General features: G+C 64.0%; 18 protein-coding genes. 13 read left to right on the top strand and 5 right to left on the bottom strand.

The features are described 5' to 3' along the window. Positions 1–95: 95 nt before the first annotated feature. Genes ABIC03_RS17705 through nthA form a run of 3 tightly spaced genes read right to left on the bottom strand, consistent with a single transcriptional unit; the run spans position 96 to position 1,755 of the window. Entirely contained in the window at positions 96–473 is a 378-nt protein-coding gene (locus tag ABIC03_RS17705) for a nitrile hydratase accessory protein (protein WP_275172573.1), read from the bottom strand. Continuing rightward, a complete protein-coding gene (gene nthB / locus ABIC03_RS17700) occupies positions 473–1,132 on the bottom strand; it encodes a nitrile hydratase subunit beta (protein WP_275172572.1) in 660 nt (219 codons plus the stop codon). The genes ABIC03_RS17705 and nthB overlap by 1 nt, the downstream gene beginning before the upstream one ends. Further along, the gene (gene nthA, locus ABIC03_RS17695; RefSeq protein ID WP_275172570.1) at positions 1,129–1,755 is read right to left on the bottom strand and encodes a nitrile hydratase subunit alpha; all 627 of its coding nucleotides are present in this window, start codon (positions 1,753–1,755) and stop codon (positions 1,129–1,131) included. The genes nthB and nthA overlap by 4 nt, the downstream gene beginning before the upstream one ends. Positions 1,756–1,817: 62 nt before the next feature. Here nthA and ABIC03_RS17690 point away from each other — a divergent pair, with 62 nt between their 5' ends. From ABIC03_RS17690 to mdoH, 10 genes are all read left to right on the top strand, one after another. Further along, positions 1,818–2,576: a PA4824 family protein gene (locus tag ABIC03_RS17690; RefSeq protein WP_354059536.1), complete on the top strand. Its 759-nt coding sequence runs from the start codon at positions 1,818–1,820 to the stop codon at positions 2,574–2,576. Between the two features lie 33 nt (positions 2,577–2,609). Further along, positions 2,610–3,416 (top strand): enoyl-CoA hydratase/isomerase family protein, encoded by an 807-nt coding sequence (locus ABIC03_RS17685; RefSeq protein ID WP_354059534.1) that lies wholly within the window; start codon positions 2,610–2,612, stop codon positions 3,414–3,416. Positions 3,417–3,528: 112 nt separating this feature from the next. Beyond that, a complete protein-coding gene (locus tag ABIC03_RS17680) occupies positions 3,529–5,001 on the top strand; it encodes a DASS family sodium-coupled anion symporter (RefSeq protein ID WP_354059532.1) in 1,473 nt (490 codons plus the stop codon). A 231-nt stretch (positions 5,002–5,232) separates the two neighbouring features. Continuing rightward, positions 5,233–6,384, top strand: coding sequence for a methionine ABC transporter ATP-binding protein (locus ABIC03_RS17675; RefSeq protein ID WP_354059530.1), 1,152 nt, complete (start codon positions 5,233–5,235; stop codon positions 6,382–6,384). Beyond that, entirely contained in the window at positions 6,374–7,039 is a 666-nt protein-coding gene (locus ABIC03_RS17670; protein ID WP_106943594.1) for a methionine ABC transporter permease, read from the top strand. The genes ABIC03_RS17675 and ABIC03_RS17670 overlap by 11 nt, the downstream gene beginning before the upstream one ends. Positions 7,040–7,251: 212 nt before the next feature. Then, entirely contained in the window at positions 7,252–9,546 is a 2,295-nt protein-coding gene (locus ABIC03_RS17665) for a TonB-dependent siderophore receptor (RefSeq protein ID WP_502916893.1), read from the top strand. A 176-nt stretch (positions 9,547–9,722) separates the two neighbouring features. Next, positions 9,723–11,015, top strand: a complete 1,293-nt coding sequence (gene fsrB / locus ABIC03_RS17660) for a siderophore utilization protein FsrB (RefSeq protein ID WP_354059527.1) — start codon at positions 9,723–9,725, stop codon at positions 11,013–11,015. Positions 11,016–11,098: 83 nt separating this feature from the next. Then, positions 11,099–11,926, top strand: coding sequence for a hypothetical protein (locus tag ABIC03_RS17655; RefSeq protein ID WP_354059525.1), 828 nt, complete (start codon positions 11,099–11,101; stop codon positions 11,924–11,926). A 238-nt stretch (positions 11,927–12,164) separates the two neighbouring features. After that, on the top strand, positions 12,165–13,670 hold the full coding sequence (locus tag ABIC03_RS17650) for a glucan biosynthesis protein G (RefSeq protein WP_354059690.1): 1,506 nt from the start codon (positions 12,165–12,167) through the stop codon (positions 13,668–13,670). Further along, positions 13,658–15,802 carry a glucans biosynthesis glucosyltransferase MdoH gene (mdoH, locus tag ABIC03_RS17645; protein ID WP_354059523.1) on the top strand — a complete coding sequence of 715 codons (2,145 nt, stop codon included), beginning with the start codon at positions 13,658–13,660 and terminating at the stop codon, positions 15,800–15,802. Before ABIC03_RS17650 ends, mdoH begins: the two co-directional genes overlap by 13 nt. Positions 15,803–15,893: 91 nt before the next feature. On the opposite strand, the gene ABIC03_RS17640 is transcribed toward mdoH, so the two are convergent. After that, entirely contained in the window at positions 15,894–17,090 is a 1,197-nt protein-coding gene (locus ABIC03_RS17640) for a M24 family metallopeptidase (protein WP_354059521.1), read from the bottom strand. A 456-nt stretch (positions 17,091–17,546) separates the two neighbouring features. Here ABIC03_RS17640 and ABIC03_RS17635 point away from each other — a divergent pair, with 456 nt between their 5' ends. Genes ABIC03_RS17635 through ABIC03_RS17625 form a run of 3 tightly spaced genes read left to right on the top strand, consistent with a single transcriptional unit; the run spans position 17,547 to position 22,144 of the window. Beyond that, a complete protein-coding gene (locus ABIC03_RS17635) occupies positions 17,547–18,566 on the top strand; it encodes a TRAP transporter substrate-binding protein (protein ID WP_354059519.1) in 1,020 nt (339 codons plus the stop codon). A 15-nt stretch (positions 18,567–18,581) separates the two neighbouring features. Next, a complete protein-coding gene (locus tag ABIC03_RS17630; protein ID WP_354059517.1) occupies positions 18,582–20,471 on the top strand; it encodes a TRAP transporter large permease in 1,890 nt (629 codons plus the stop codon). 23 nt (positions 20,472–20,494) lie between these two features. Continuing rightward, the gene (locus ABIC03_RS17625; RefSeq protein WP_354059515.1) at positions 20,495–22,144 is read left to right on the top strand and encodes an acyl-CoA synthetase; all 1,650 of its coding nucleotides are present in this window, start codon (positions 20,495–20,497) and stop codon (positions 22,142–22,144) included. Between the two features lie 87 nt (positions 22,145–22,231). Here ABIC03_RS17625 and ABIC03_RS17620 read toward each other — a convergent pair whose 3' ends face one another. Continuing rightward, positions 22,232–23,209: a TRAP transporter substrate-binding protein gene (locus ABIC03_RS17620; RefSeq protein WP_354059513.1), complete on the bottom strand. Its 978-nt coding sequence runs from the start codon at positions 23,207–23,209 to the stop codon at positions 22,232–22,234. Positions 23,210–23,238: the final 29 nt, after the last annotated feature.

The raw sequence follows: 23,238 nt of genomic DNA, 5'->3' as shown, positions 1-23,238 counted from the left end.
GAGGAGCTCTTGCGACGAAGCAATCCAGACTACCTTTGAGGAGGGATTCTGGATTGCTTCGCTACGCTCGCAATGACGGAATATGTCGAGGCAGCTTACCGAAAATCCTCCGCCTTCAGCTCGATCGGCTTGCCGTGCGGGGTGCGATCCGCCGCGTGGTCCCAGGCGTCGCGGTAGCGGTGCAACGTCTCCGCAGACGCAACGCCCTTGCCTGCGACGAGGCCCTCCAGCGTGGCGAGCCAATGGAGATAGTAGGTCTCGCCCGTGTCAGGATCGCCGGCCGCCTGCGCGCGCTTGATCTCGGAGGCCAGGGCTGCCGCCCATTCGGGCCAGGTGAACACGCCGCGTTCGTGCAGGGTCAGCGCCATCGCGAAGGCGTGCGCCTCCCAGGGTGCGCGAAACACCGGGCCGTCATCGTCGCGCGGAATGCTCGGGATCGCTGCCGTCGCGGCAGCAGCAGCCGTGCTGCTCATCACGCCGGGTCCAGATACGGCTCGAACGCATCGATCGAGACTTTCGAGGTCGGATCGCCGTCCGCGCCCCAGAGATCGCGGCCCTCGAATACCACCGTGTAGAGCCATTGCGGATTCTCGCCGAGCTCCATCGCCGCCGAATCCGGAAACACGTGGCAGCCATGGTTCAGCTCGACGACGCCGACATGGCCGCGCACGTAGCGCGGCAGGCGGGTGTGGGTCGCGGGATGAATGTTCTTCGCACGCACGCGGTCGCCGATGTTGAATTTGGCCGGCGCCGAGGCAGGACGGGCGAACTTGCCGCGCACCATGATGCGTTCGACCTGGCCGAGATCGAACTTGCCGTGCTTGAGCGCCTTGGCCGGCTGCATCGCGTGGCCGGCGGCGACTTCCTCCCGGGTGAGATACCCTTTCTCGATCAGCATCTCCTCGAGCCCGAGAAACCATTTCTTGTAATAGGAGCTCGAGAGATAGACGTGCGGCGGGATCGTCTCGCGATAGAAGCGCGAGGTGTCGATATTGAAGGCGCCGGCCGCGCCCATCGCCCGCACCATGGCGAGAACACGCGACTCCCATTCTTCGTGGAACACCGGCTCGTTCGGCTCGGGCTCGACCTTGCCGAAGCCGTCCATGCCGCCCATGTCGTGCACGCCGTTCATGACGGCGCTCCGGGCACCTTGGGAAAGCCGGTGCCGATCATGGAATCGCGCGTGACCAGCTCGGCGAGCTGCTCCTCGCTCCAGCCATCGGTCCCAGCGGGACGCATCGGCAGCACAAGAAAGCGCGTTTCGGCGGTCGAATCCCATACTCGGATTTCAACGTCCTTGGCGACCTGCACGCCGAAATCGGCGAGCACGCCGCGCGGGTCCTTCACCGCGCGGGAGCGATAGGGTGCGGCCTTGTACCAGACCGGCGGCAGCCCCAGCATTTCCCAGGGGTAGCAGGAGCACAGCGTGCACACGACCATGTTGTGACGCTGCGGCGTGTTCTCGACCACGACGAGGTGGTCGCCGACGCGGCTGACATGGCCGAGCGTGCCGATCGCCTTCGAGCCGTCCTCCAGCAGTGCCGTCTTGAAAGCCGGATCGCTCCAGGCCTTGGCGACGACGCGCGCGCCGTTATGGGGACCGATCCGGGTCTCATAGGCCTGGATGATGGCGTCGAGCGCGGCCGGCTCGACATAGCCTTTTTCGGTCAGGATCGTCTCGAGCGCGCGCACGCGCAGCTCGGTCTCCGACAGCTCGGAATGGTCGTGATCGTGGTGATGATGATGGTCGCTCATGGGGCGAAGATAGTCCCAGAATCCGGGCGTTGTCGAGGCGAAGACTCTGCTAACATCGCACCATGGGTTGGGCTGCAAGAACCGGAATAACCGCCGCAATCGCCGCTCTTGGCGCATTCGCGGCGCAGGATGCGCGCGCCGCGAATGGCGCCTATGCGGTCGATGCCGCCGACATTTCCGACGTCGGCTCCTGCAAGGTGGAAAGCTGGCTGTCGACGGCTTCCAACACGGATTTTTCGGCGGTCGCCAATCCCTCCTGTGTCGTCGATCCCTTCAGGCCGATCGAGCTGAGCCTGCAGACCGTCCGGGCCCGGAGCGATGGCGACTGGAGCACGACGCTCGCTCCAAAGGCCAAGACCAATTTCGTCCCGACCGGATTAGGCCGATGGGGATTGTCGGCCTATGGCGGCGGATCATTCGACGCGTCGACCGGCGATGCCCTGTCCGCCTTTGTCGTCATCCCCGCGACCTTCCGCCTGTCGGACACCACGCGCATCAACATCAACGGCGGCTGGCTCTGGGATCGCACGGTGGATCGCCATTACCTGACCTACGGCGTCGGCTTCGATTGGAAATTCACCGACACCCTGCAATGGACGATCGAGGCGTACGGCCAGGCCGACGCCTCCGAGATCACAAGCGTCGTGCAGCCGCGTTTCCAGACCGGTGTCCGCTACCGTCCGAACGAGATATTCTCCCTCGATGTGATCTATGGCCGCAACATCACCGGCGAAAATGCCAACTGGATCACCATCGGGACCACGGCCCGGTTTCCGGTCCATGGAAGCGAACCCGAACATCGGCGTACCGGGCATCTGTGAGCACCAAAAGGACCAAGACCAAGGGAGATTGCGTTGCCTGACTATGTGAAGATCGAGAAGGGCCTCGGGCCGGAGGGGCGGATTGCGGTGGTGCGGTTCGACCGCGGCGACGGCATCAACGCGCTGTCGCCGGAGGCGCTGCGCCAGCTCACCGCGGCCGCGCGCAGTTTCGAGGATGACGCCGCAACCTCTGTCGTGGTGCTGACAGGCAGCGCGGACGCGTTCAGTGCCGGCTTCGACCTCAAGGATGCCGAAGGCCGCTCGCGCAAGGACATGGACCTCGGCACGCTGCGGCGGCATCTCAAGCTCGGACCGCGCCTGACCCACGCCTGGCAGGAGATGGAGCAGATCACGATCGCCGCCATCGAGGGCTTTTGCGTCGGCGGCGGCGTGGCGCTGGCTGTCGCCCTCGACTTCCGTGTCATGGGACGCGATGCCCATCTGCGCGTGCCCGAGATCGGGCTCGGCATGAACATGAGCTGGCAGAGCATCCCCCGCATGCTGCACCTGATCGGCCCGGCTCGCACCAAGCAGGCGGTGATCCTGGCCGATCAGCGCATCAGCGCGGATGAGGCCTATGAGTGGGGCCTGGTCGAGCAGGTGGTCGATCCCGGCCATGCGTTCGATGCCGCGATGGAGCTTGCGCGCAAGGTGGCAGCGCAGCCGCCGCTCTCCGTCGCCATGACGAAACTCACGGTCAACCGGCTGGCGCATGCGCTGGATAATCTCGCCAGCCATATGGACGTCGACCAGTTCGCCCTGGCAAGCCTTAGCGACGACCACAAGGAGGGCGTCGAGGCGTTCCTGACGCGACGCAAACCGAAGTTCAGAGGGCGGTAGAAGCCGGCGCGGTCCATTGATTGCGCCGCAGACAAAACGTATACGCCGCGCTGGGACAAAAGCGGCTCGGTCAACGGGCCGGTAGAACATGACGGCAATCGAGGGAGGGCCTATGACCACTAGCTCGCAGGCGCCTGAGGCGAAAGGGTTTCGCTGGAAGCTGATCGCGCCGCTCGCGGTATGGCTGGTGATCTATCTGTGGCCGGTGCCGGCAGGGCTCAACGCCAATCAGTGGCACTATTTTGCCGTCTTCGCGGCCGTCATCACCGGGCTCATCCTGGAATCGATGCCGGTCGGCGCGGTCGGCCTGATCGGGCTGACGGTTGCCGGTGTCGGCGGTTATATCGATCCCGACCCGACCAAGTCGCTGCGCTGGATGCTGGCGGGCTTTGCCGAGAGCACGGTGTGGCTGATCGTCGGCGCCTTCGTGTTCTCGATCGGTTATCGCAAGAGCCAGCTGGGCCGCCGCATCGCGCTCGTGCTGGTGCAAAAGCTCGGCCGCAACACGCTCGGCCTCGGCTATGCGGTGGCGATGTCGGACTTCTTGCTGGCGCCGGCGACACCGTCCAACACCGCGCGCAGCGGAGGCATCGTCTATCCCATCATCAGCAACATCCCGCGCATCTACGGCTCCGAGCCTGGACCGACCGCCGGCAAAATCGGCACCTACGTGATGTGGACCGCGTTCGCGTCTACCGCCGTCACCAGCTCATTGTTTTTCACCGCGCTCGCGCCCAATGCGGCGGCGCTGGCCATCGCCAAGAAGACCGCCGGAATCGACGTCAGCTGGGCACAGTGGTTCTTGGGCTTTGCGCCGCTCGGCCTCCTCCTGATGGTGCTGGTCCCGCTGCTCAGCTACGCGGTCTGCCGCCCCGAGGTGAAGAGCAGCCCGGAAATTTCCGAATGGGCATCGAAGGAGCTCGCGGAGATGGGCTCGATGTCGCGCAACGAGTGGATCATGCTGGCGCTGATCCTGCTCGCGATGTTCCTGTGGATCGCGGGCTCAAGCCCGGACATCCGCGTGCCGCTTCTGGGCTCGAATTTCGTCAACGCCACCACCGTCGTGTTCATCGTGATCTCGCTGATGCTGGTGACGGGCGTGATCGAGTTTGCCGACATCGTCGCGGAAAAGAGCGCCTGGGAGGTGTTCTTCTATTTCACCTCGCTGTTGACGCTGGCCTCGGGCCTCAACGAGATCGGGTTCATCAAATGGTTCGCGACCGAATATGCAAAGCCGCTCGCCGGGCTGTCGCCGTCGACCGCGATGCTTCTGCTGGTCGCGCTGTTCTTCTGGATCCATTATTTCTTCTCGAGCATCACCTCGCATGCCGCCGCCGTGCTGCCCGTGGTGCTCGCGGTCGGATCCGGCATCCCCGACCTGCCGGTCACGACGCTCGCCATGCTCTGCATGTATTCGCTCGGCCTGATGGGGGTGATCTCGCCTTACGCGACGGGGCCGGCGCCGATGTATTTCGGCAGCGGCTATATCGGCAAGGGTCAGTTCTGGGGTTTTGGGCTGATGTTCGGGGTGCTCTATTTCGCGGGGCTCCTGCTGATCGTATGGCCTTGGTTGCGGGTCACCTGAGCCGGGCGCGAGGCCAATACGGCGGCAGATGAATTTTCTTCAGCGGGGAGAAATTTGGAAAACTTCGTCCAACTCCCCGCAGATATCTGACATTGCCAGAGAGAGCTGAAAGGGCGATGGTGCCTGCTGCGGTGCAGCGCGCTCCAGCCGAGTCCTCATCGCGGTTTCACTCTCCGTCGCTTGATGCGACCGGTTCCCGGATGCCCCAAGGGGGCAAGCGGAACTATGTGCATGAAGGCCGGCTCCATGAACGTCCACCCGTCGCTCGCGATCGGACAACCGATCGAAAAGCTTGACGCGATCTCGCCTGCCGCGACTGCGCCCGACGCGATGGTCCGCTTCGAAGGTATCTCGAAAACCTATCCGGCCTATCGCGGCAAGCCCGGCGTCAATGCCCTGCAAAACATCGACTTCGCGATCCCGCGCGGTTCGATCACCGGCGTCATCGGCCGTTCCGGCGCCGGCAAATCGAGCCTGGTCCGGCTCATCAACGGGCTGGAGAGGCCGACCACGGGCCGCGTTGTCGTCGATAACAGAGACATCTCGGCCCTCTCAGGTCGCGAACTGCGGCTCGCGCAGCGCTCGATCGGCATGATCTTCCAGCACTTCAACCTGCTGTCCTCACGTACCGCAGCCGCCAACATCGCGCTGCCGTTGGAGATCGCCGGCTGGGCCAAGGCCGATATCCGCGCGCGCGTGGCCGAGCTGCTTGCCCTCGTCGGGATCGGCGACAAGCACGACCGCTATCCATCAGAGCTCTCCGGCGGCCAGAAGCAGCGCATCGGCATCGCGCGGGCCTTGGCGACGCGACCGAGCGTGCTGCTGTCGGACGAGGCGACCTCTGCGCTGGATCCGCAGACCACGCGGGCGATCCTCGATCTGCTCGCGAACATCAACCGCGAGCTGGGCGTGACCATCGTGCTGATCACCCACGAGATGTCCGTGGTGCGCCAGCTCGCCAAGGACGTCGTGGTGCTCGATGCCGGCCGCGTCGTCGAGAGCGGCCATGTCGCCGACATCTTCACCCACCCCAAGCATCCGATCACGCAATCCTTCCTGGCTGAAGCGATCGGAGACAGCCTGCCGGTGTCGCTGGCGAGCCGGATCGTTTCGGTGCCGCTTGCGGGCGGACAGGCGGTGATCCGCGTCCAGGTGCGCGGGGCAGGGGCCGGCGACACGCTGGTGGCGCGGCTGGCGCGCGAGCTCGGCCTCGACGTGTCGCTGCTGTCGGCCCGCATCGACGAGATCGGCGGCCAGCACGTGGGCTCGCTGACGCTTGGTATCCCTCTCGGCACGTCCGGCGGCGAGGACGCGACGACGCGCACGCTGGCCTGGCTCTCACAATATCAATTCCCCGCGGAGCGTCTCGGCTATGTCGCCTGAACTCATCAACCTGATCGTCCAGGCCACCGGCGAGAGCTTGTACATGGTCGGGCTCGCGGCGCTGATCGGCACCGCCTTTGGCCTGCCGCTCGGCGTCTTTCTCGCGACCAGCCGGAAGGGCGAGCTGTTCGCGGCGCCCGTCGTCAATCGGGTGCTCGGCATCGTCGTTAATGCGACGCGGTCCACGCCCTTCATCATCCTGGTCGTCGCTATCATCCCGTTCACGCGGCTGGTGGCCGGCACCTCGATCGGATCGACGGCCGCGATCGTGCCGTTGACGATCGCGTCGGCGCCGTTCATCGCGCGCCTGGTCGAGGCCGCGATCCGCGAGGTCGATGGCGGCCTGATCGAGACCGCGTCTTCGTTCGGGGCATCGCCGATGCAGATCGTGCTCAAGGTACTGATTCCCGAAGCGCTCCCGGGTCTTCTGCTGGCACTGACGCTCGCGGTGGTCAGCCTGCTCGGCTATTCCGCCATGGTCGGCGCCGTCGGAGGCGGGGGCCTGGGCGATCTCGGCATCCGCTACGGCTATCAGCGCTTCATGCCGGAGATGATGCTCGCCGTAGTGGTGGTGCTGATCGCGCTGGTGCAGCTGGTCCAGAGCGCCGGCGATTATCTCGCGCGCCGGGTCAATCGCCGGCTGCGACATCGCTGACGCCCTTCCAGACATTTCGAACAAGCAGGTTCTTGTCGGTCTGGAAACATTCCAAACTTCGCGACACGACTGAGCGCATTCGTCGCACGCGTTGCGCACGCGTCTGGAGAAATTCTAACACGGTTCCTATCGCACTCCGAAATCGCCTGCGTTAGGGCGAGGCATCAAGAACGATACCGGCGAAGCCGGCAGTGCGTGGGGCCTCGACAAACGTGACCGACTTCCAACTTGCTTCGCGTTCCGACACGCGTCGTCGACAGATACGGATTCTCTTCCTCGGGGCGGCCAGCACATTTGCTCTCGTCATTCCCTTCGGTGCCGTGGAGGCGCAGACGCAGATTCCCGCCGTCACCGTCGAAGCCCCGGCTCAGCGCGCCCGGCCTGTAGCTGTCGCTTCATCGCGAAGGTCAGGCGCGACACGCACCGCGCGCGCCGATCGTCGCTCCCCGGCGCAGCAAGCCGCGCCAACCCAGTCGGCATCCTCGAACGGCGTCACGGGTGAACGCGCCAATGGTCCGGTGCGCGGTTTCGTTGCGACGCGCAGCGGCACCGCGACCAAGACGGATACACCGCTGATCGAAACCCCGCAGTCCGTCTCCGTCGTCACCACCGACCAGGTCCGGAATCAGGGCGCGGTCTCGATCGGCGAGGCGCTGCGCTACACCGCCGGCGTCAGCGGCGACGTCAATGGTGGTTCGGACACCCGCTTCGGCGCCCTCCAGATCCGCGGCTTCGACACCACCATGTCGGGCCTCTACGTCGACGGCTTGCGGATTCCCTCAAGCAATTACGTGCACTTCAACGGCCTCGATCCCTACGGCGCCGAGCGTCTCGAGGTCCTCAAGGGTCCGTCCTCGGCGATGTATGGCGGCAGCGGCACCGGCGGCATCCTCAACTACGTCACCAAGCTGCCGACGGCCCAGCAATTCGGCGAGGTCTCGATCTCCGGCGGCAGCTTCAACCGCTATCAAGGCCAGTTCGACATGGGCGGTCCCGCCAACAAGGACGGCACTGTGCTGTGGCGCCTGACCGGCGTCGTCCGTGACGGCGAGACCCAGGTCGACTTCACCAAGGACAACCGCGTCTTCATCGCGCCGGCCGTCACGTTCAAGCCGAACGAGGACACCACCATCACGATTCTCGCCAACTACCAGCGCGACCGGGCAGGGTGGGGCCTCCAGTTCCTGCCGGCCTCGGGCACCGTGTGGCCGAACAACGGCAGCGCCATCCCCGTCTCGTTCTTCGCGGGCGTACCGAGCTTCAACGCGTTCAACACCGAAATCGCGACCGCCGGCTACCAGCTCTCGCACAATTTCACCGACAACATCACGTTCCGGCAGAATTTGCGCTACGCCTATCAGCACAACGAGGAGAAGGTGTTCTTCGGCGGAGGCTATACCGACGAGGCCGCGGGACAGCTCGCCCGTTTCGGCAGCTACAGCAACTCCTACATCAACTCTTTCGCGGTGGACAATCAGCTCCAGGGCAAGTTCACCACCGGCTTCCTCAGCCACACCACGCTGGTGGGGATAGACTATCGCAACACCAGATTCCGCGACACCGCCTTTGGCGTCACGACGTCCGCGCCCGAGATCAACGTCTTCAACCCGGTCTACAGCTACGACTGGACCATGGGCGCCATGAGCGACGACACCGGCGTCAAGCAGTCGCAGGTCGGCCTCTACGCGCAGGACCAGATCAAGCTCGGCCGGCTCTCGTTCCAGCTCAGTGGGCGTCAGGATTTCGTGACGACGCAGGTGGACAGCGGCATCTTCAATACGTCGGTCTCGAAGGATGCGTCGGCGTTCACCGGCCGCGCCGCATTGATGTACAATTTCGACAACGGCATCGCGCCTTATTTCAGCTACTCCGAGTCATTTCTGCCGGTGCTCGCGACCGGGATGACCGGACAGCTGCTCAATCCCGAGACCGGAGTGCAGTACGAGGTGGGCGTCAAGTACCAGCCGCTCGGCTGGAACGCGCTGTTCACCTTCGCCGCCTTCGACCTGACGCGCGACAACGTCGTCACCTTTGCGCCTCCGCTCAACATTGCCGAACAGACTGGGCAGGTAAAATCGCGCGGCCTCGAACTCGAAGGCACGATGTCGCTCGCCGACGGCTGGAACCTGCGCGCGGCCTATGCCTATGTCGATGCAACCGTCACCCAGGATCCTGTCAATGTCGGCAAGGCGCCGGTCACCGTGCCGCTCAACCGCGCCTCGCTGTGGAACGATTACACGCTTCAGACCGGGCCACTCGCGGGCCTGCAGTTCGGTGGCGGCGTCCGCTATGTCGGCGCGACCTGGGGCGATGACGCCAACACCTTCAAGGTCGGATCCGCGACCGTGCTGGACGCGCTGCTCGCCTACACCAGGGACAATTGGCGCCTGTCGCTGAACGTCACCAACCTCGCCGACACCCGCTATGTCGCCGCCTGTTACAGCCTGTCGGGCTGCTTCTACGCGGAGGGACGCAAGGCCATCGGCAAGCTGACTTATCGGTGGTGAGTTGAAATGAGGACGATGAGGCTCCACGAGAGGTCGTCATCGCCGGGCTTGTCCCGGCCATCCAGGATCTTTCACGCGGCACTAAGAACGTGGATGCCCGGGACAAGCCCGGGCATGACGTTGCGGAAGCTTCGGCACTCACACACTTTGCTCGTGTACTTGGCGAGATCTGAACGATGAGAGCGATATTCGGCAAGCTACATCGCTGGGCGGGACTGCTCACGGCCGGCTTCCTGTTCTTCTCCGGCATCACCGGGGCGATCATCTCCTGGGATCATGAGATCGACGAGGTCCTGAACAGCCATCTGTTCGACGTCAGCAGCAAGGGCCCGGCGATTCCATCGATCGATCTCGCGAAGATGATCGAGCAGCGCGATCCCCATGCGCGCGTGGTTTACCTTTTCATGACGCCGGAGGAGGGCCACTCGCTGTGGTTCTTCGTCATGCCGCGGATTGATCCCGCGACCGGCAAGCGCTACGCGCTCGACTACAATCAAATCTTCCTCGACCCCAACACCGGCGCGGAGCTCGGTCGGCGCTATTGGGGCGCGGTATGGCCGGTGACGCGCGAAAACTTCGTCTCGTTTCTCTACAAGCTGCACTACACCATGCACATCCCGGAATTCTGGGGCAGCGACCGCTGGGGCATGCGCCTGCTCGGAATTATCGCCATCATCTGGACCATCGACTGCTTCGTCGGCCTCTACCTGACGCTGCCCTCGCGGCGGCGTGCCAGCGCGGCCCGGGCGCCCCAAGTCACGCGCCAGCTCGAACGCGGCTTCTGGGCGCGTTGGGCGCCGGCGTGGACCATCAAGACGTCAGGCAGCGCCTACCGGATCAATTTCGACATCCATCGCGCTTTCAGCCTGTGGACCTGGGGCGTGCTGTTCATCATCGCCTTCACGGCATTCTCGCTGAACCTCTATTTCGAAGTGTTCTCGCCGCTGATGAAGATGGTGTCGAACTACACGCCGACGCCCTATGAGCAGCGGCCGTATCGCGATCTCGACGATCCCATCGAGCCCAAGGTGAGCTTCGCCGACATCGCCGCGCGCGCGGCGGTCGACGGCAAGGGGCGTGGGTGGACCGTCCCGGTCGGCTCGGTCAATTACGGCCCGGCCCATGGTGTCTATGCCGCGGCCTTCTTCCATCCAGGCGACGATCACGGCGCCGGCGGCGTCGGCCCGGCGCAGCTCTATTACGACAGCGAGGACGGCCGTCCGATTGGCGAAAGGCTGCCCTGGGTCGGCACCGCCGCCGACATCTTCGTGCAGGCGCAATTCCCACTCCATTCGGGCCGCATCGTCGGGCTGTTCGGCCGCATCCTGATCTCGATCATGGGGCTGGTCGTGGCGGCGCTCTCGGTCACCGGAATCGTGATCTGGTGGCGCAAGCGCCGCGCGCGTGTCCGCGTACGGGAGATGGCAGCGATGCGCCCGAGTCGGCAGCAACTGACGCCGGCGGAGTAGGGCGTTCGTCCGGCGCGGATGAACCTTCCCGCCCGGCACCGGCACAAAGACTGGAGATCACACCCCGTTTTGCCGGAAATCGCATGAGATCGCTCGCCTTGCTCTGCCTGCTCGTTCTGGCCGCGCCTGCCCATGCGGCTGGCCCCGAGCAGCGCTATCTCGACCTCCGCGATCGCTACATCGCAAAGTTCTCGAAAGCCAAGGAGAACGACGAGACCTATAAGCAGCACGATGCGGCGCTCAAGGAGTTGACTGGCGTCCTGCGCGGTCTGGTGGGCCCCGTCGCGATCAAGGGATTGCCGGCCGATGGCAAGACGAACGCGGACACGCTCTTCAAGGGCGACTCCGGCTTCGGCCATCTCGACGGGCTCGGCTTCGCCTCCGAAGGCGACAAGATGCAGGCCGTCGTGACCACTACCGCCCTGCTCAAGCACTGGCTGCGCGAGCACCGCGAGGACGGCATGCCGCAGGAGATCGGCGCGGCATTCAAGTCGGACCGCTTTTACTATCAAGCCATCCAGGACTCCGCCTTCGCCAAATATGCCGAGTTGCCGATCACGAAGCCCACGGGGACGAGCGTCGCGGTCGCCGTGCTAGGCGTGCGCGGCAATGGCGACCTGAAGGGACCTCCGCAAGAAATCGACGTCGTCGCGATTCAAGGCGACAAGGTCTACTTCCTCGCCGCAAACGATGCGGTGAAGACAGCCGAGATCCCGACCTGCGAGAAAGTCTGGAAGCAGATGATGGCCAAACCCATCGACAAGAAGGACCCGCGCGGCGACATCACCCGCGAAGACAATGCGATGACCGCGTACACGGCGTGCTTCGCCAAGGAAGCGCCAAGCCAGGGCTGGTTCGCAGCGGCCGTCAAGAAGGCGCAAAGCCAGTTGGAGCTGCTGCCGCTGCGCTAGAGCGATCATTCAATTACCTTCGAACGCTGCAGCGTTGCGCGCGGCGCCATCGCTCGAGAATGCGCAATCGGAAATTGCAGCTCGTCCCCCAGATGCAACCGAGGCCGAGCAGCGCGAAATCACCCCGAGCCGCATCGACGAGGTCGTCGGCAACACCGTGGTCGGATTCGGCGACGACCCTGGAACTCGTTCGCGACGAGGGGGTTGCACTGCGGTTGGAACCGAACGGGTAGCACACTTGAATCGTCGACAATTCCTGGAAGCCTCGGCATTGCCATTGGCAACGCTGCTACCTGGCGCAGTCTCTGCGGCATCGGCGGCGGAGTTGCCGTTTGGCCCCTCTTATGTCCGCGAGCTTGCCCGCAATTTGGCGAGTAAGCCCTTTGCGCCACCAGAGGAAAAGGTCCCGGACGCGCTTAGGGATCTCACCTACGATCAGTACCGATCAATTCGCTTTCTGCCGGAGCGCGCGGCTTGGCGCAGCGAGAAGCTGCCCTTCGAGGTCCAGTTTTTCCACCGCGGCTTTTTCTATAAGAACAAGGTCGACATTTACGAGGTCTCCGGCGGACGAGCGGTACCGATCAGGTACCGACGCGACGATTTCGCATTCGGTGACAATATCGGTCAGGTACCGGACGCCGATCTCGGATTTGCCGGCTTTCGCATTCACGCCCCGATCAATCGGCCCGACTACTACGACGAGGTTTGCGCGTTTCTCGGCGCCAGCTACTTCCGTGCCGTTGCCAAAGGCGAGACCTATGGCCTGTCCGCGCGCGGTCTTTCGATCGATACCGGCGAGAGCAAGGGAGAGGAATTTCCTCTCTTCAAGGCCTTTTGGCTGGAGAAGCCCGCGCCGGGTGCCACATCCGTCGTGGTACATGCGCTGCTCGACAGCAAGAGCGCTACGGCAAGCTATCGCTTCACTATCAGGCCAGGCGCTCCGACGGTCTTCGACGTGGAAATGTCGCTCTATCCGCGGATCGAGCTGCAACATGCCGGCCTGGCGCCCATGACGAGCATGTTCTTTTTCGGCCCGAACGACCGACACGATGTCGACGATTTCCGTCCTGCCGTACATGACTCCGATGGGCTCGCCGTGTTCAACGGAAAGGGCGAGCAACTCTGGCGTCCGCTCAACAATCCACGCGATCTGCAGGCCAGCACATTCAATGACCTCAATCCGCGCGGCTTCGGTCTGATGCAGCGGGAGAGAAATTTCTTTGCCTACGAGGACATCGAATCGCGCTTTGAGCGTCGCCCGAGCGTCTGGGTCGAACCGATTGGAGATTGGGGAGAGGGCAGTGTGGTCCTCTTTGAGATCCCGACGAAGGAGGAAGTTCACGACAACATCGCCGCCTTCTGGCGCCCGAAGACGGCCCTCCAGGCCAAGAGCGAAAACAACTACACCTACCGCCTGCACTGGGGTCCGGACGCGCCGAAGCCCAATTCGCTGGCCCGGTTCACCCGCACAGGCGTTGGCGCGCGGGGCGACGACAGCAAATTGTTCGTGCTCGAACTCGTTGGTGACGGACTGAAGGCGGTCGATCCCAACAAGGTAAGGGGTGCCGTCAGCGCCGACAAATCCGAGATCAAGAACGTCGTCACACAACCAAACCCGGAAACGGGTGGGTGGCGCCTTAGTTTTCAGTGCGCCGTGAAGGACGCGCCGATCGAGTTGAGGGCGATCTTGATGCAGGGCGACCAACCGATCTCTGAAGTCTGGGTTTACCGATGGGCGCCCTGACGTCGTCACCCGCGCTCTCGCCTGAGCTTGGCATTCGGTATCTTCCCGATGAAACGCCTCTCCCGATGCTGCCCTGCCGATTGGACGCGACCAATCGTGCCGATCCGGGGCGACTGCGGACCGCCCCTGCCGTTACAGCGCGGCGCCTGTTCATTCTTGGCGGAACGGTCGCTATTACCGCTGCGGGCGCTGTTGAGATGTACGATGTTCTCAAGGTTGGTGGCGTCACGGTCCTCGAAGGCATGGTGTTCGGGCTGTTCCTCGTGCTGCTCGCCTGGATCGCGTTTTCGTTCGTGTCTTCAGTGGCCGGCTTTTTTGTGCTCCTGCGGGGCCGACCGGATGTGCTGCCAATTAACAGCCACGGTCCGCTGCCCGCGATCACCGGCCGAACGGCTATGCTGTTGCCGACCTATAACGAGGATCAGCACCATCTCATGGCGCGCCTCCGCGCTATGTACGAGTCGGTAGGCGAAACCGGACAGGCCCCGTTGTTCGATTGGTTTCTGCTCAGCGACACGACAGATCCGGACATCTGGATTGCCGAGGAGCTTGCGTTTCTGGAGCTGCAGCGAAACTGCGGTTCGGGCCATCTCTACTATCGTCACCGATCCGACAACACCGCTCGAAAGTCCGGCAACATTGCCGAATGGGTGAGGCGGTTCGGTGGCGCCTACGACTACATGATCATTCTGGACGCGGACAGTCTGATGAGCGGAGAGACCATCGTTCGGCTGGCCGGCGCGATGGAAGCGAACCCGCAAGCCGCGCTGATTCAGACGCTTCCGATCGTCGTCAATGCGCGAACCCTGATCAGTAGGCTTCAGCAGTTCTCGGGTCGGTTGTACGGTCCGCTGATCGCGGCCGGGAACGCCTGGTGGCACGCCTCAGAGGGCAACTACTGGGGACACAATGCCATCATCCGCGTGCAGGCTTTTGCGCAAGAGGCGGGCTTGCCCGAATTGCGCGGGAGGAAGCCTTTCGGCGGGCACATCCTCAGCCATGATTTTGTCGAAGCCGCACTGATGCGGCGGGCGGGGTGGGGGATTTTCATGGCCCCCGATCTCGGTGGGAGTTTCGAGGAGGTGCCACCGTCGCTACTGGATTTCGCCGCGCGTGACCGCCGCTGGTGTCAGGGCAATCTCCAGCACCTCGCCGTTCTGCCGGCCCGAGGCCTACACTGGGTCTCCAGGCTTCACCTGTTGACCGGGATCGGCTCTTATCTCACCGCCCCCCTGTGGCTGCTGTTTCTATTGCTCGGAATCCTGATCTCCTTGCAGGCCTATTTCGTCAAGCCGGAGTACTTTCCCAAGGGCTTTTCTTTGTTTCCAACGTGGCCCGCACAGGATCCTGTGCTTGCCGCCTGGGTCTTTGCCGCGACGATGGGGCTGCTTATCGTGCCCAAATTGCTGGCCTACCTCGTTTTGCTCACCAGGCGTGCGGAACGGCAGGCATTCGGCGGCGGATTTCGCGTGCTGCTGGCGGTGGTCGCCGAGAGCCTGCTTGCCGCGTTGATCGCCCCATCCATGATGATCTTTCAATCCACCGCTGTGGCGGAGATCCTGCTGGGGCGTGATGCGGGCTGGCAAGTGCAACGGCGAAGCGATGGCAGGATCACGCGCGACGAAGTCTATCGTAAATTCACGGTGCCGACCCTATGCGGTCTGGCCATGGCGGCAAGCGCCTATGCCGTGTCGCTTCCGCTGCTGCTCTGGATGTCCCCGGTGATCATCGGCCTGGTGTGTGCCATTCCGATCGGTCTCGTCACGTCGACGGCGCTGCCAATCGCGCATCTGTTTGCGACCCCGGAGGACAATCGCGTGCCGGCACTGCTGCAGAGGGCGAGAGAGCTTGCCGGCCTGGATCGGATCCGGGCACGCGCGGCTCTGATCGAACTTAGACAGAACCCCGCGTTGCTGGGACCGCACATGCAGTCCCTCGAAGCGCCGCCGCGCAAATCGGGCCGGATCGACATAGATCTCGCGATCGCCCGTGCAAAGATTGAACAGAGCGACGATTTCGAGGAAGCCGTCAACAGCCTCAGCGCACGCGAGACCCTTGCCGTGCTGAAGCACCGACACGCCCTCGAGCAAGTCATGCGAATGCCGCGAGCTACCGCTTCCGCGGATGTCTAGGTCATCGCGTTGTAGGTGAGGGCGTTGACGACCCGGTGGTGCTCGGGCAGAGGGCGAGATTTCTGCTGTGAGCGCGGTGGGTGGTGCCAGCCTACAGCGCGCTGCCGCCGAGATTCCACCCACGACCACCCTCGCCAAAGATCTCGTAGCCCGTTGCCGTCACTGCAACCGTGTCCTCGAGCTTGATGAACCCGCGCTTCGGATGCTTCATCGTGGTCTCGATTGACACCACCATGCCTGTTTCGAGCGGCAGCCGGGCATCCGTGTCGTCGTAAGGGATCGGGCCCTTGGCGGTCAGGCGAGGGGCCTCGTGGCTGACGAGGCCCATGCCGTGAGCCAAAAAGTCCGTGCAGTCACGCTGGCTGATCTTCGCGAGCTGCCGCTCGGCTGCGACGTAGATGTCGCCGCCCATGGCGCCGGGCCGGACCGCGGCGAAGGCGGCGCGCTGGACGGCTTCGATCTCGGCCAGACAGTCCTTCAGCTCGGTACCGGGATCGCCGAGCACCGCCATGCGCGCGAGATCGCCGATATAGCCGTGATAATTGCCGCCGGAATCAAGCGACAGCACGTCACCTTGCTCCCAGCGCTGAGCCGATGGCGCCCGGTTGTGACTATTGCCGCAGGCGAGCAGGCAGTATTCGAATGTCAGGCCGCGATTGGCCTCGGCGATGCGCAAGGCGTCCGACAATTGTTGCTTGGTCGTGCCCGGCCCGTGCCCGGCGATCACCTCCAGCATCGAGGCGATCACCAGTTCGGACGCCGTCTTGAGTTTTGCGAGCTCGTCGGCCGACTTGACTGCCCGCAGCCGCTCCAGCACCAGCAGCGCGTCCTTGAGCTCGGCACCGGGCAGGGCGTCACTGAGCGCCCGGCCCGCATCCATCGGCAGGAACGCCATCTCGACCCCGACCCGCTTCAGGGGCACGCCGGCGCCGCGGATCAGGCTTACGGCCCGCGTGATGGCATCGACCGAGCCGTTGGACTCGGTCCGGACCTGCGCCACCCATGGCGGCGCTACGGCGCGCTGATGGGTCTCCAGCCGGTGCCCGACATACACCGCGTGCTCCGGTGCGCCCTTGGGATAGATCAGAACCGGCAGATAGCGGCTGACGCCCAGCGCATCCATGTAGTCGAAGAAGATCGCGCGCTCGGCACCCAGCAGGTACTGCACATTGTGCTTGGAGGTCGCGACCAGGACGTCGAGGCCGGCGGCCTCCATCAGACGGTCTAGTTTGGCGGCATCGAATGGAATGGCCCGCGAGCGGTCTGCGCGGGCGACGTTCTCCTGCATGACGAACCTCCAAATGCTGCCGTGGCCTCAACCGCTGCGTCGGTTTGCCCGGGGATTGTTGATGGCAAGTGTGAGCCGAGAGAGGGGTTCTGGGTAGGTGTGGATTTATCTGGCCTGATCTGCACAGCCATATCCACGATTCGCATAAGGTATATTATGGAATATCTTTATATACAATCAGATCAGTTGTTTAGCTTGAATTCCTCTCGCTGCACCTTCGTTCCACGTCCTTTTCCGGCCCAGCCGTCGCACGTCGTCCCGGCTTTCGACGGCTACTGTGCATGGGATTGTTTTTCGGTTTTTGAATCCGGCCCATGCCTCCGAAAGCCGATATTGCCGTGACGATGTCCGGCTGCAATAAGCGAGGCTTCGCGAGATCGCAGATGACCTTCTGACCTTCCGTCCGTATAGGTTTGCATCTCAGAACAACAACAAACTTTCCGAGGAAGCAGACCCATGAGCTTTTCCCGCCGCACGCTTCTCAAGGCCTCCGCCGCGACCGCGGTCCTGGGCGGCCTCAGTGCGCCCCATGTGGCCCGCGCCCAGAGCGCCGAGTTTACCTATAAATACGCCAACAACCTGCCAGACACCCATCCGCTGAACGTGCGCGCCAAGGAGATGGCTGCGGCGATCAAGGCCGAGACCAACGGCAAGTTCGACCTCCAGATCTTCCCGAACAACCAGCTCGGGTCCGACACCGACATGCTGAGCCAGATCCGGTCCGGCGGCGTCGAGTTCTTCACGCTGTCCGGACTGATCCTGTCGACCCTGGTGCCGGCGGCGTCCATCAACGGCATCGGCTTCGCGTTCCCGGATTACGGCACGGTCTGGAAGGCCATGGACGGCGATCTCGGCGCCTTCGTCCGCGGCGAGATCAAGAAGGCCGGGCTCGAGGTTATGGACAAGATCTGGGACAACGGCTTCCGCCAGACTACGTCGTCGAGCAAGCCGATCACCGGTCCGGACGATCTCAAGGGATTCAAGATCCGCGTGCCGGTGTCGCCGCTGTGGACCTCGATGTTCAAGGCGTTCGATGCGGCGCCCGCCTCGATCAACTTCGCCGAGGTCTATTCCGCGCTGCAGACCAGGATCGTCGAGGGCCAGGAGAACCCGCTGGCGATCATCTCGACGGCCAAGCTCTACGAGGTGCAGAAATACTGCTCGCTGACCAACCACATGTGGGACGGCTTCTGGTTCCTGGCCAACCGCAAGGCGTGGAGCAGCCTGCCCGAGGATGTGCGCACCATCGTCGCCAAGAACATCAATGCCGCGGCGCTTAGGGAGCGTGAGGACACCGCCAAGCTCAATGCCAATCTCCAGCAGGAGCTCGCGACCAAGGGCCTGACCTTCAACCAGCCCGCGGTCGCGCCATTCCGCGATAAGCTGCGGTCCGCCGGCTTCTATGCCGAGTGGAAGGGCAAATATGGCGACCACGCCTGGGATCTGCTGGAAAAGGCCGTCGGCAAGCTGTCTTAACGCGTTGGAGCCGTCATGGCTCATATCGAGGTCCAGGTGAGCGGAGTGGCGGGCGAGGCGGCTGTTCGGTCCCCTCGCCGATCTCCCTTGCTGGCCTCGACGGAGCGCGCACTCGGCCTCTTCGTTGAAATCCCGGCGGCCATTTTGGTGGTCGCCGAGATCGCGATCCTGTTTGCCGGCGTGGTCGCGCGCTACGGTCTGCACCGGCCGCTGATCTGGTCGGACGAGCTCGCCTCGATACTGTTCCTGTGGCTCGCCATGCTGGGCGCGGCGGTCGCATTCCGCCGTTCTGAGCACATGCGCATGACCGCGGTCGTCGCCAGCACCAAGCCGGCCACGCGGGCCTGGCTCGATCTCGTGGCGACCTGCGCGGCGCTGGCCTTCCTCGCGCTGATCGTCTGGCCGTCCTGGGACTACGCCTACGAGGAAAGCTTCATCACCACGCCGGCGCTGCAGATCTCCAATATGTGGCGCGCCGCGGCGCTTCCGGCCGGCATCTGCCTGATGGCGGTGTTCGCGCTGTTGCGGCTGCTTCGCGCAGCCGATTACCGCATGGTGCTGACGGCCGCGGTGTCCGTGGCTGTCGTCGTCGGCTTGTTCTGGCTGGCGCAGCCTTATCTCCGACCGCTCGGCAACCTCAACCTCGTCATCTTCTTCGTCGGCGTCGCCGGCTTCTGCGTTTTTGCCGGCGTTCCCATCGCGTTTGGCTTCGGGCTCGCCATCTTCGGCTATCTGGCACTGACCACGCGCACGCCCGTCATGGTGCTGGTCGGGCGGATGGACGAGGGCATGAGCCACCTCATTTTGCTCTCGGTGCCGCTCTTCGTATTTTTAGGGCTCCTGATTGAAATGACCGGCATGGCACGGGCCATGGTCGCGTTCCTGGCGAGCCTGCTCGGCCATGTCCGCGGCGGGCTGCATTACGTCCTCGTCGGCGCGATGTACCTGGTCTCCGGTATCTCCGGCGCCAAGGCGGCCGACATGGCGGCGGTCGCGCCCGTGCTGTTCCCGGAGATGAAGCAGCGCGGCGCCAAGCCCGGCGATCTTGTCGCGCTTCTTGCGGCCACCGGCGCACAGACCGAAACCATTCCGCCGAGCCTCGTGCTGATCACGATCGGATCGGTCACCGGCGTCTCGATCGCCGCGCTGTTCACCGGCGGCCTCCTGCCCGGCGTCGTGCTCGCCATCACGCTGTGCATGCTGGTGTGGTGGCGCTACCGCCACGAGGACATGAGCCATGTCCGCCGCGCCACGGGCGGCGAGATCGGCAAGACCTTCGTCATCGCCCTGCCCGCGCTCGCGCTGCCCTTCGTGATCCGCTACGCCGTGGTCGAAGGCATCGCGACCGCCACCGAAGTCTCCACCATCGGCATCGTCTATGGCGCCCTGGTCGGCCTCCTCGTCTACCGCCGCTTCGACTGGCGGCGGCTGTTTCCGATGCTGGTCGAAACCGCTGCGCTGTCTGGCGCGATCCTGCTGATCATCGGCACGGCCACCGGCATGGCCTGGGGCCTGACGCAATCAGGGTTCTCGCGCTCGCTGGCGTCCGCCATGACGGGATTGCCGGGCGGCGCGGCGACCTTCATCGCCGTCTCAATCCTGGCCTTCACCATCCTCGGCAGCGTGCTGGAGGGCATCCCGGCGATCGTGCTGTTCGGGCCGCTGTTGTTTCCGATTGCGCGTGCGGTCGGCGTGCACGAGGTGCACTATGCGATGGTGATCATTCTCGCCATGGGTATCGGGCTATTCGCCCCACCCTTCGGCGTCGGCTATTATGCCGCCTGCGCCATCGGCCGCGTCGATCCGGCCGAAGGCATCAGGCCGATCTGGGGCTATTTGCTGGCGCTGCTGGTAGGACTGATCGTCGTCGCCGTCTTTCCGTGGATCTCCATCGGATTCCTGTAGGCCGGCGCGTGAGGGAGGTGTCGATGAGCGAGCGGCAGAACCAGTACAATATCGGCCTCGACAAGACGCCCGCCAACTACGTGCCGCTGAGCCCGTTGAGCTTCCTCGCACGCAGCGCCGCGGTCTATCCCGATCATTTCAGCACGGTCTACGAGGGCCGCAGCTTCACCTGGCGCGAGACGCATGAGCGCTGCAAGCGCTTTGCTTCCTATCTTGCCGGCAAGGGCATCGGCGTCGGCGACACCGTCGCGGCGATGCTGCCGAACATTCCGGCGATGAACGAGGTGCATTTCGCCGTCCCCATGACGGGTGCCGTGCTCAACGCGCTGAACATCCGGCTCGATGCCCCTTCGATCGCATTTCAGCTCGACCATGGTGGCGCAAAGATCATTCTGGTCGATCCGGAATTCTCGGGCGTGATCACCGATGCGCTCGCGCAGATGAGTGGCCCAAAACCGTTCGTGATCGACGTCGACGACGCCGCGTTCAAGGGCGGCAGGCGCGTCGGCGAGATCGAGTACGAGACCGCCGTCGCGCAAGGCGATCCCGATTTCACCGCCATCCCGCCGAAGGACGAATGGGACGCGATCGCGCTGAGCTACACGTCGGGCACCACGGGCAATCCCAAGGGCGTCGTGACCCATCATCGCGGCGCCTATCTGAATGCCGTCAGCAACATCCTCGCGGGCCAACTTGGCCAGCATCCGGTCTATCTCTGGACGCTACCGATGTTCCACTGCAACGGCTGGTGCTTCCCCTGGACCATCGCGGCGGCCGCCGGCATCAATGTCTGCCTGCGCAAGGTCGAGCCGACGAAGATCTTCGAGCTGATCAAGCAGCACGGCGTCACGCACATGTGCGGTGCACCGATCGTCTATAACACGCTGATCAACGCGCCTGATGCACCGAAGGGCGGCGCCGCCCGCCGCGTCGTCGGCCTGATCGCCGGTGCCGCGCCGCCTGTCGCGGTGCTCGAAGGCGCCGAAAGCATCGGCATCAAGCTGACGCACGTCTACGGACTGACCGAGGTCTACGGCCCCGCCTCGGTCTGCGCCGAGCAGCCCGGCTGGGATGATCTGCCCGCAGCCGAGCGCGCCAGCCTGAAGCGGCGGCAGGGCGTGCCCTACCCGCTCGAGGAAGCCGTCACCGTCATCGATCCCCAGACCATGAGGCAGGTGCCGCGCGACGGCGAGACCATCGGCGAGGTCATGTTCCGCGGCAACATCGTGATGAAGGGCTACCTCAAGAACGACAAGGCGACGAAGGAAGCCTTCGAGGGCGGCTGGTTTCACACCGGCGACCTCGGCGTGCTCGACGCGCACGGTTATGTCATCATCAAGGATCGCTCGAAGGACATCATCATCTCCGGCGGCGAGAACATTTCCTCCGTCGAGGTCGAGGACATCCTCTACAAGCACCCGGCCGTGCTGTTCGCCGCCGTGGTCGCAAAGCCCGATCCGAAATGGGGCGAAGTGCCCTGCGCCTTCGTCGAGCTGAAGGACGGCGCAAGCGCGAGCGAAGCCGACATCATCGCCTTCTGCCGCTCGCATATGAGCGGCTTCAAGACGCCGAAGGCCGTGGTGTTCGGGCCGATCCCGAAAACGTCGACGGGAAAGATCCAGAAATTCCTGCTGCGCAACGCAGCAGGATCGGCGAAGGCGATCTCGGCCTGAGCTTGTCTCGACCTCCGCGGCGTTTGCATGTCGCCGCGAAGTCGTTGCGCAATTTCGACCGCGTCGGGTTGGCCAAGCCCCCCGTCCTCACATCTTCTTGTAGGCTTCAACCAGCGCCTGGCCGTCGGCTCCCGCCTTCTTGAGCCAGTCGGCGGTGAGCTGTTCGCCGATCTTCTGGAAGCCGGCCTTCAGGGCCGGGCTCGGCGGCTCGACCGTCATGCCCTTGGCCTTGAGCTGGTCGATGTACCAGGTGCTCTTGTCCTGCCAGGCCTTCCAGCCGCGGGTTTCCGCGGTCGCGGCGGCCTTGAGGATGGCCTCCTGGGTCGGCTTGTCGAGCGCCTCGAACGCAGCCTTGTTGACGAAGGTGTAGTCCTTCGGGATCCAGGCTTGCACGTCATAGAAGTACTTCAGCGACTCCCATGCCTTCGCATCGTAGCCCGTGCCGCCTGATGACATGAAGGAGTTCACGACGCCGGTCGCAAGCGCCTGCGGCAGCTCGGCGGCCTGGATGGTGACGGACTGCGCGCCCACCAGTTCGCCAATGCGCGCGGTCCCGACATTGTAGGCCCGCCATTTCAGGCCCTTCATGTCCTCAATGGTCGCGAGCGGCTTGTTGACATAGACCCCCTGCGGTGCCCACGGCACGACGAACAGCAACTTGAGGCCTTGGGCATCGAGCTTCTTGGCAATCAACGGCTTCGACGCCTGATACAGCTTCATGGCGTCCGGGAAGCTGGTCGCCAGAAATGGCACGACGTCGACCCCGAACACCGGATCCTCGTTCTCGTGGATCGACAGCAAGACTTCGCCCATCTGCGCCTGCCCGGTCATCACCGCGCGCTTGATGTCGGGCGCCTTGAACAGCGAGGCGCCGGGATGAACCGTGATCTGGAGCTTGCCGGATGTCGCGGCTTCGACGTCCTTGGCGAACGCGACGAGGTTCTCGGAGTGCGGATTGTCGGCTGGATACGCTGCCGGCAGATTCCATTTGGTTTGAGCCAATGCGGGCGTCGCGGCCAGCACGGCACCGGCGATCAGGGATGCGCGGAACAAACGAGAGATCATGGGGCTTCTCCTCACAGTCAATTTCAAAA

Origin of the sequence: Bradyrhizobium sp. RT6a (genome assembly GCF_040547675.1) — a bacterium.
Taxonomy (GTDB): domain Bacteria; phylum Pseudomonadota; class Alphaproteobacteria; order Rhizobiales; family Xanthobacteraceae; genus Bradyrhizobium.
Note: the sequence above shows the minus strand (reverse complement) of the source record. Positions and strands in the feature narration are given on the sequence as shown.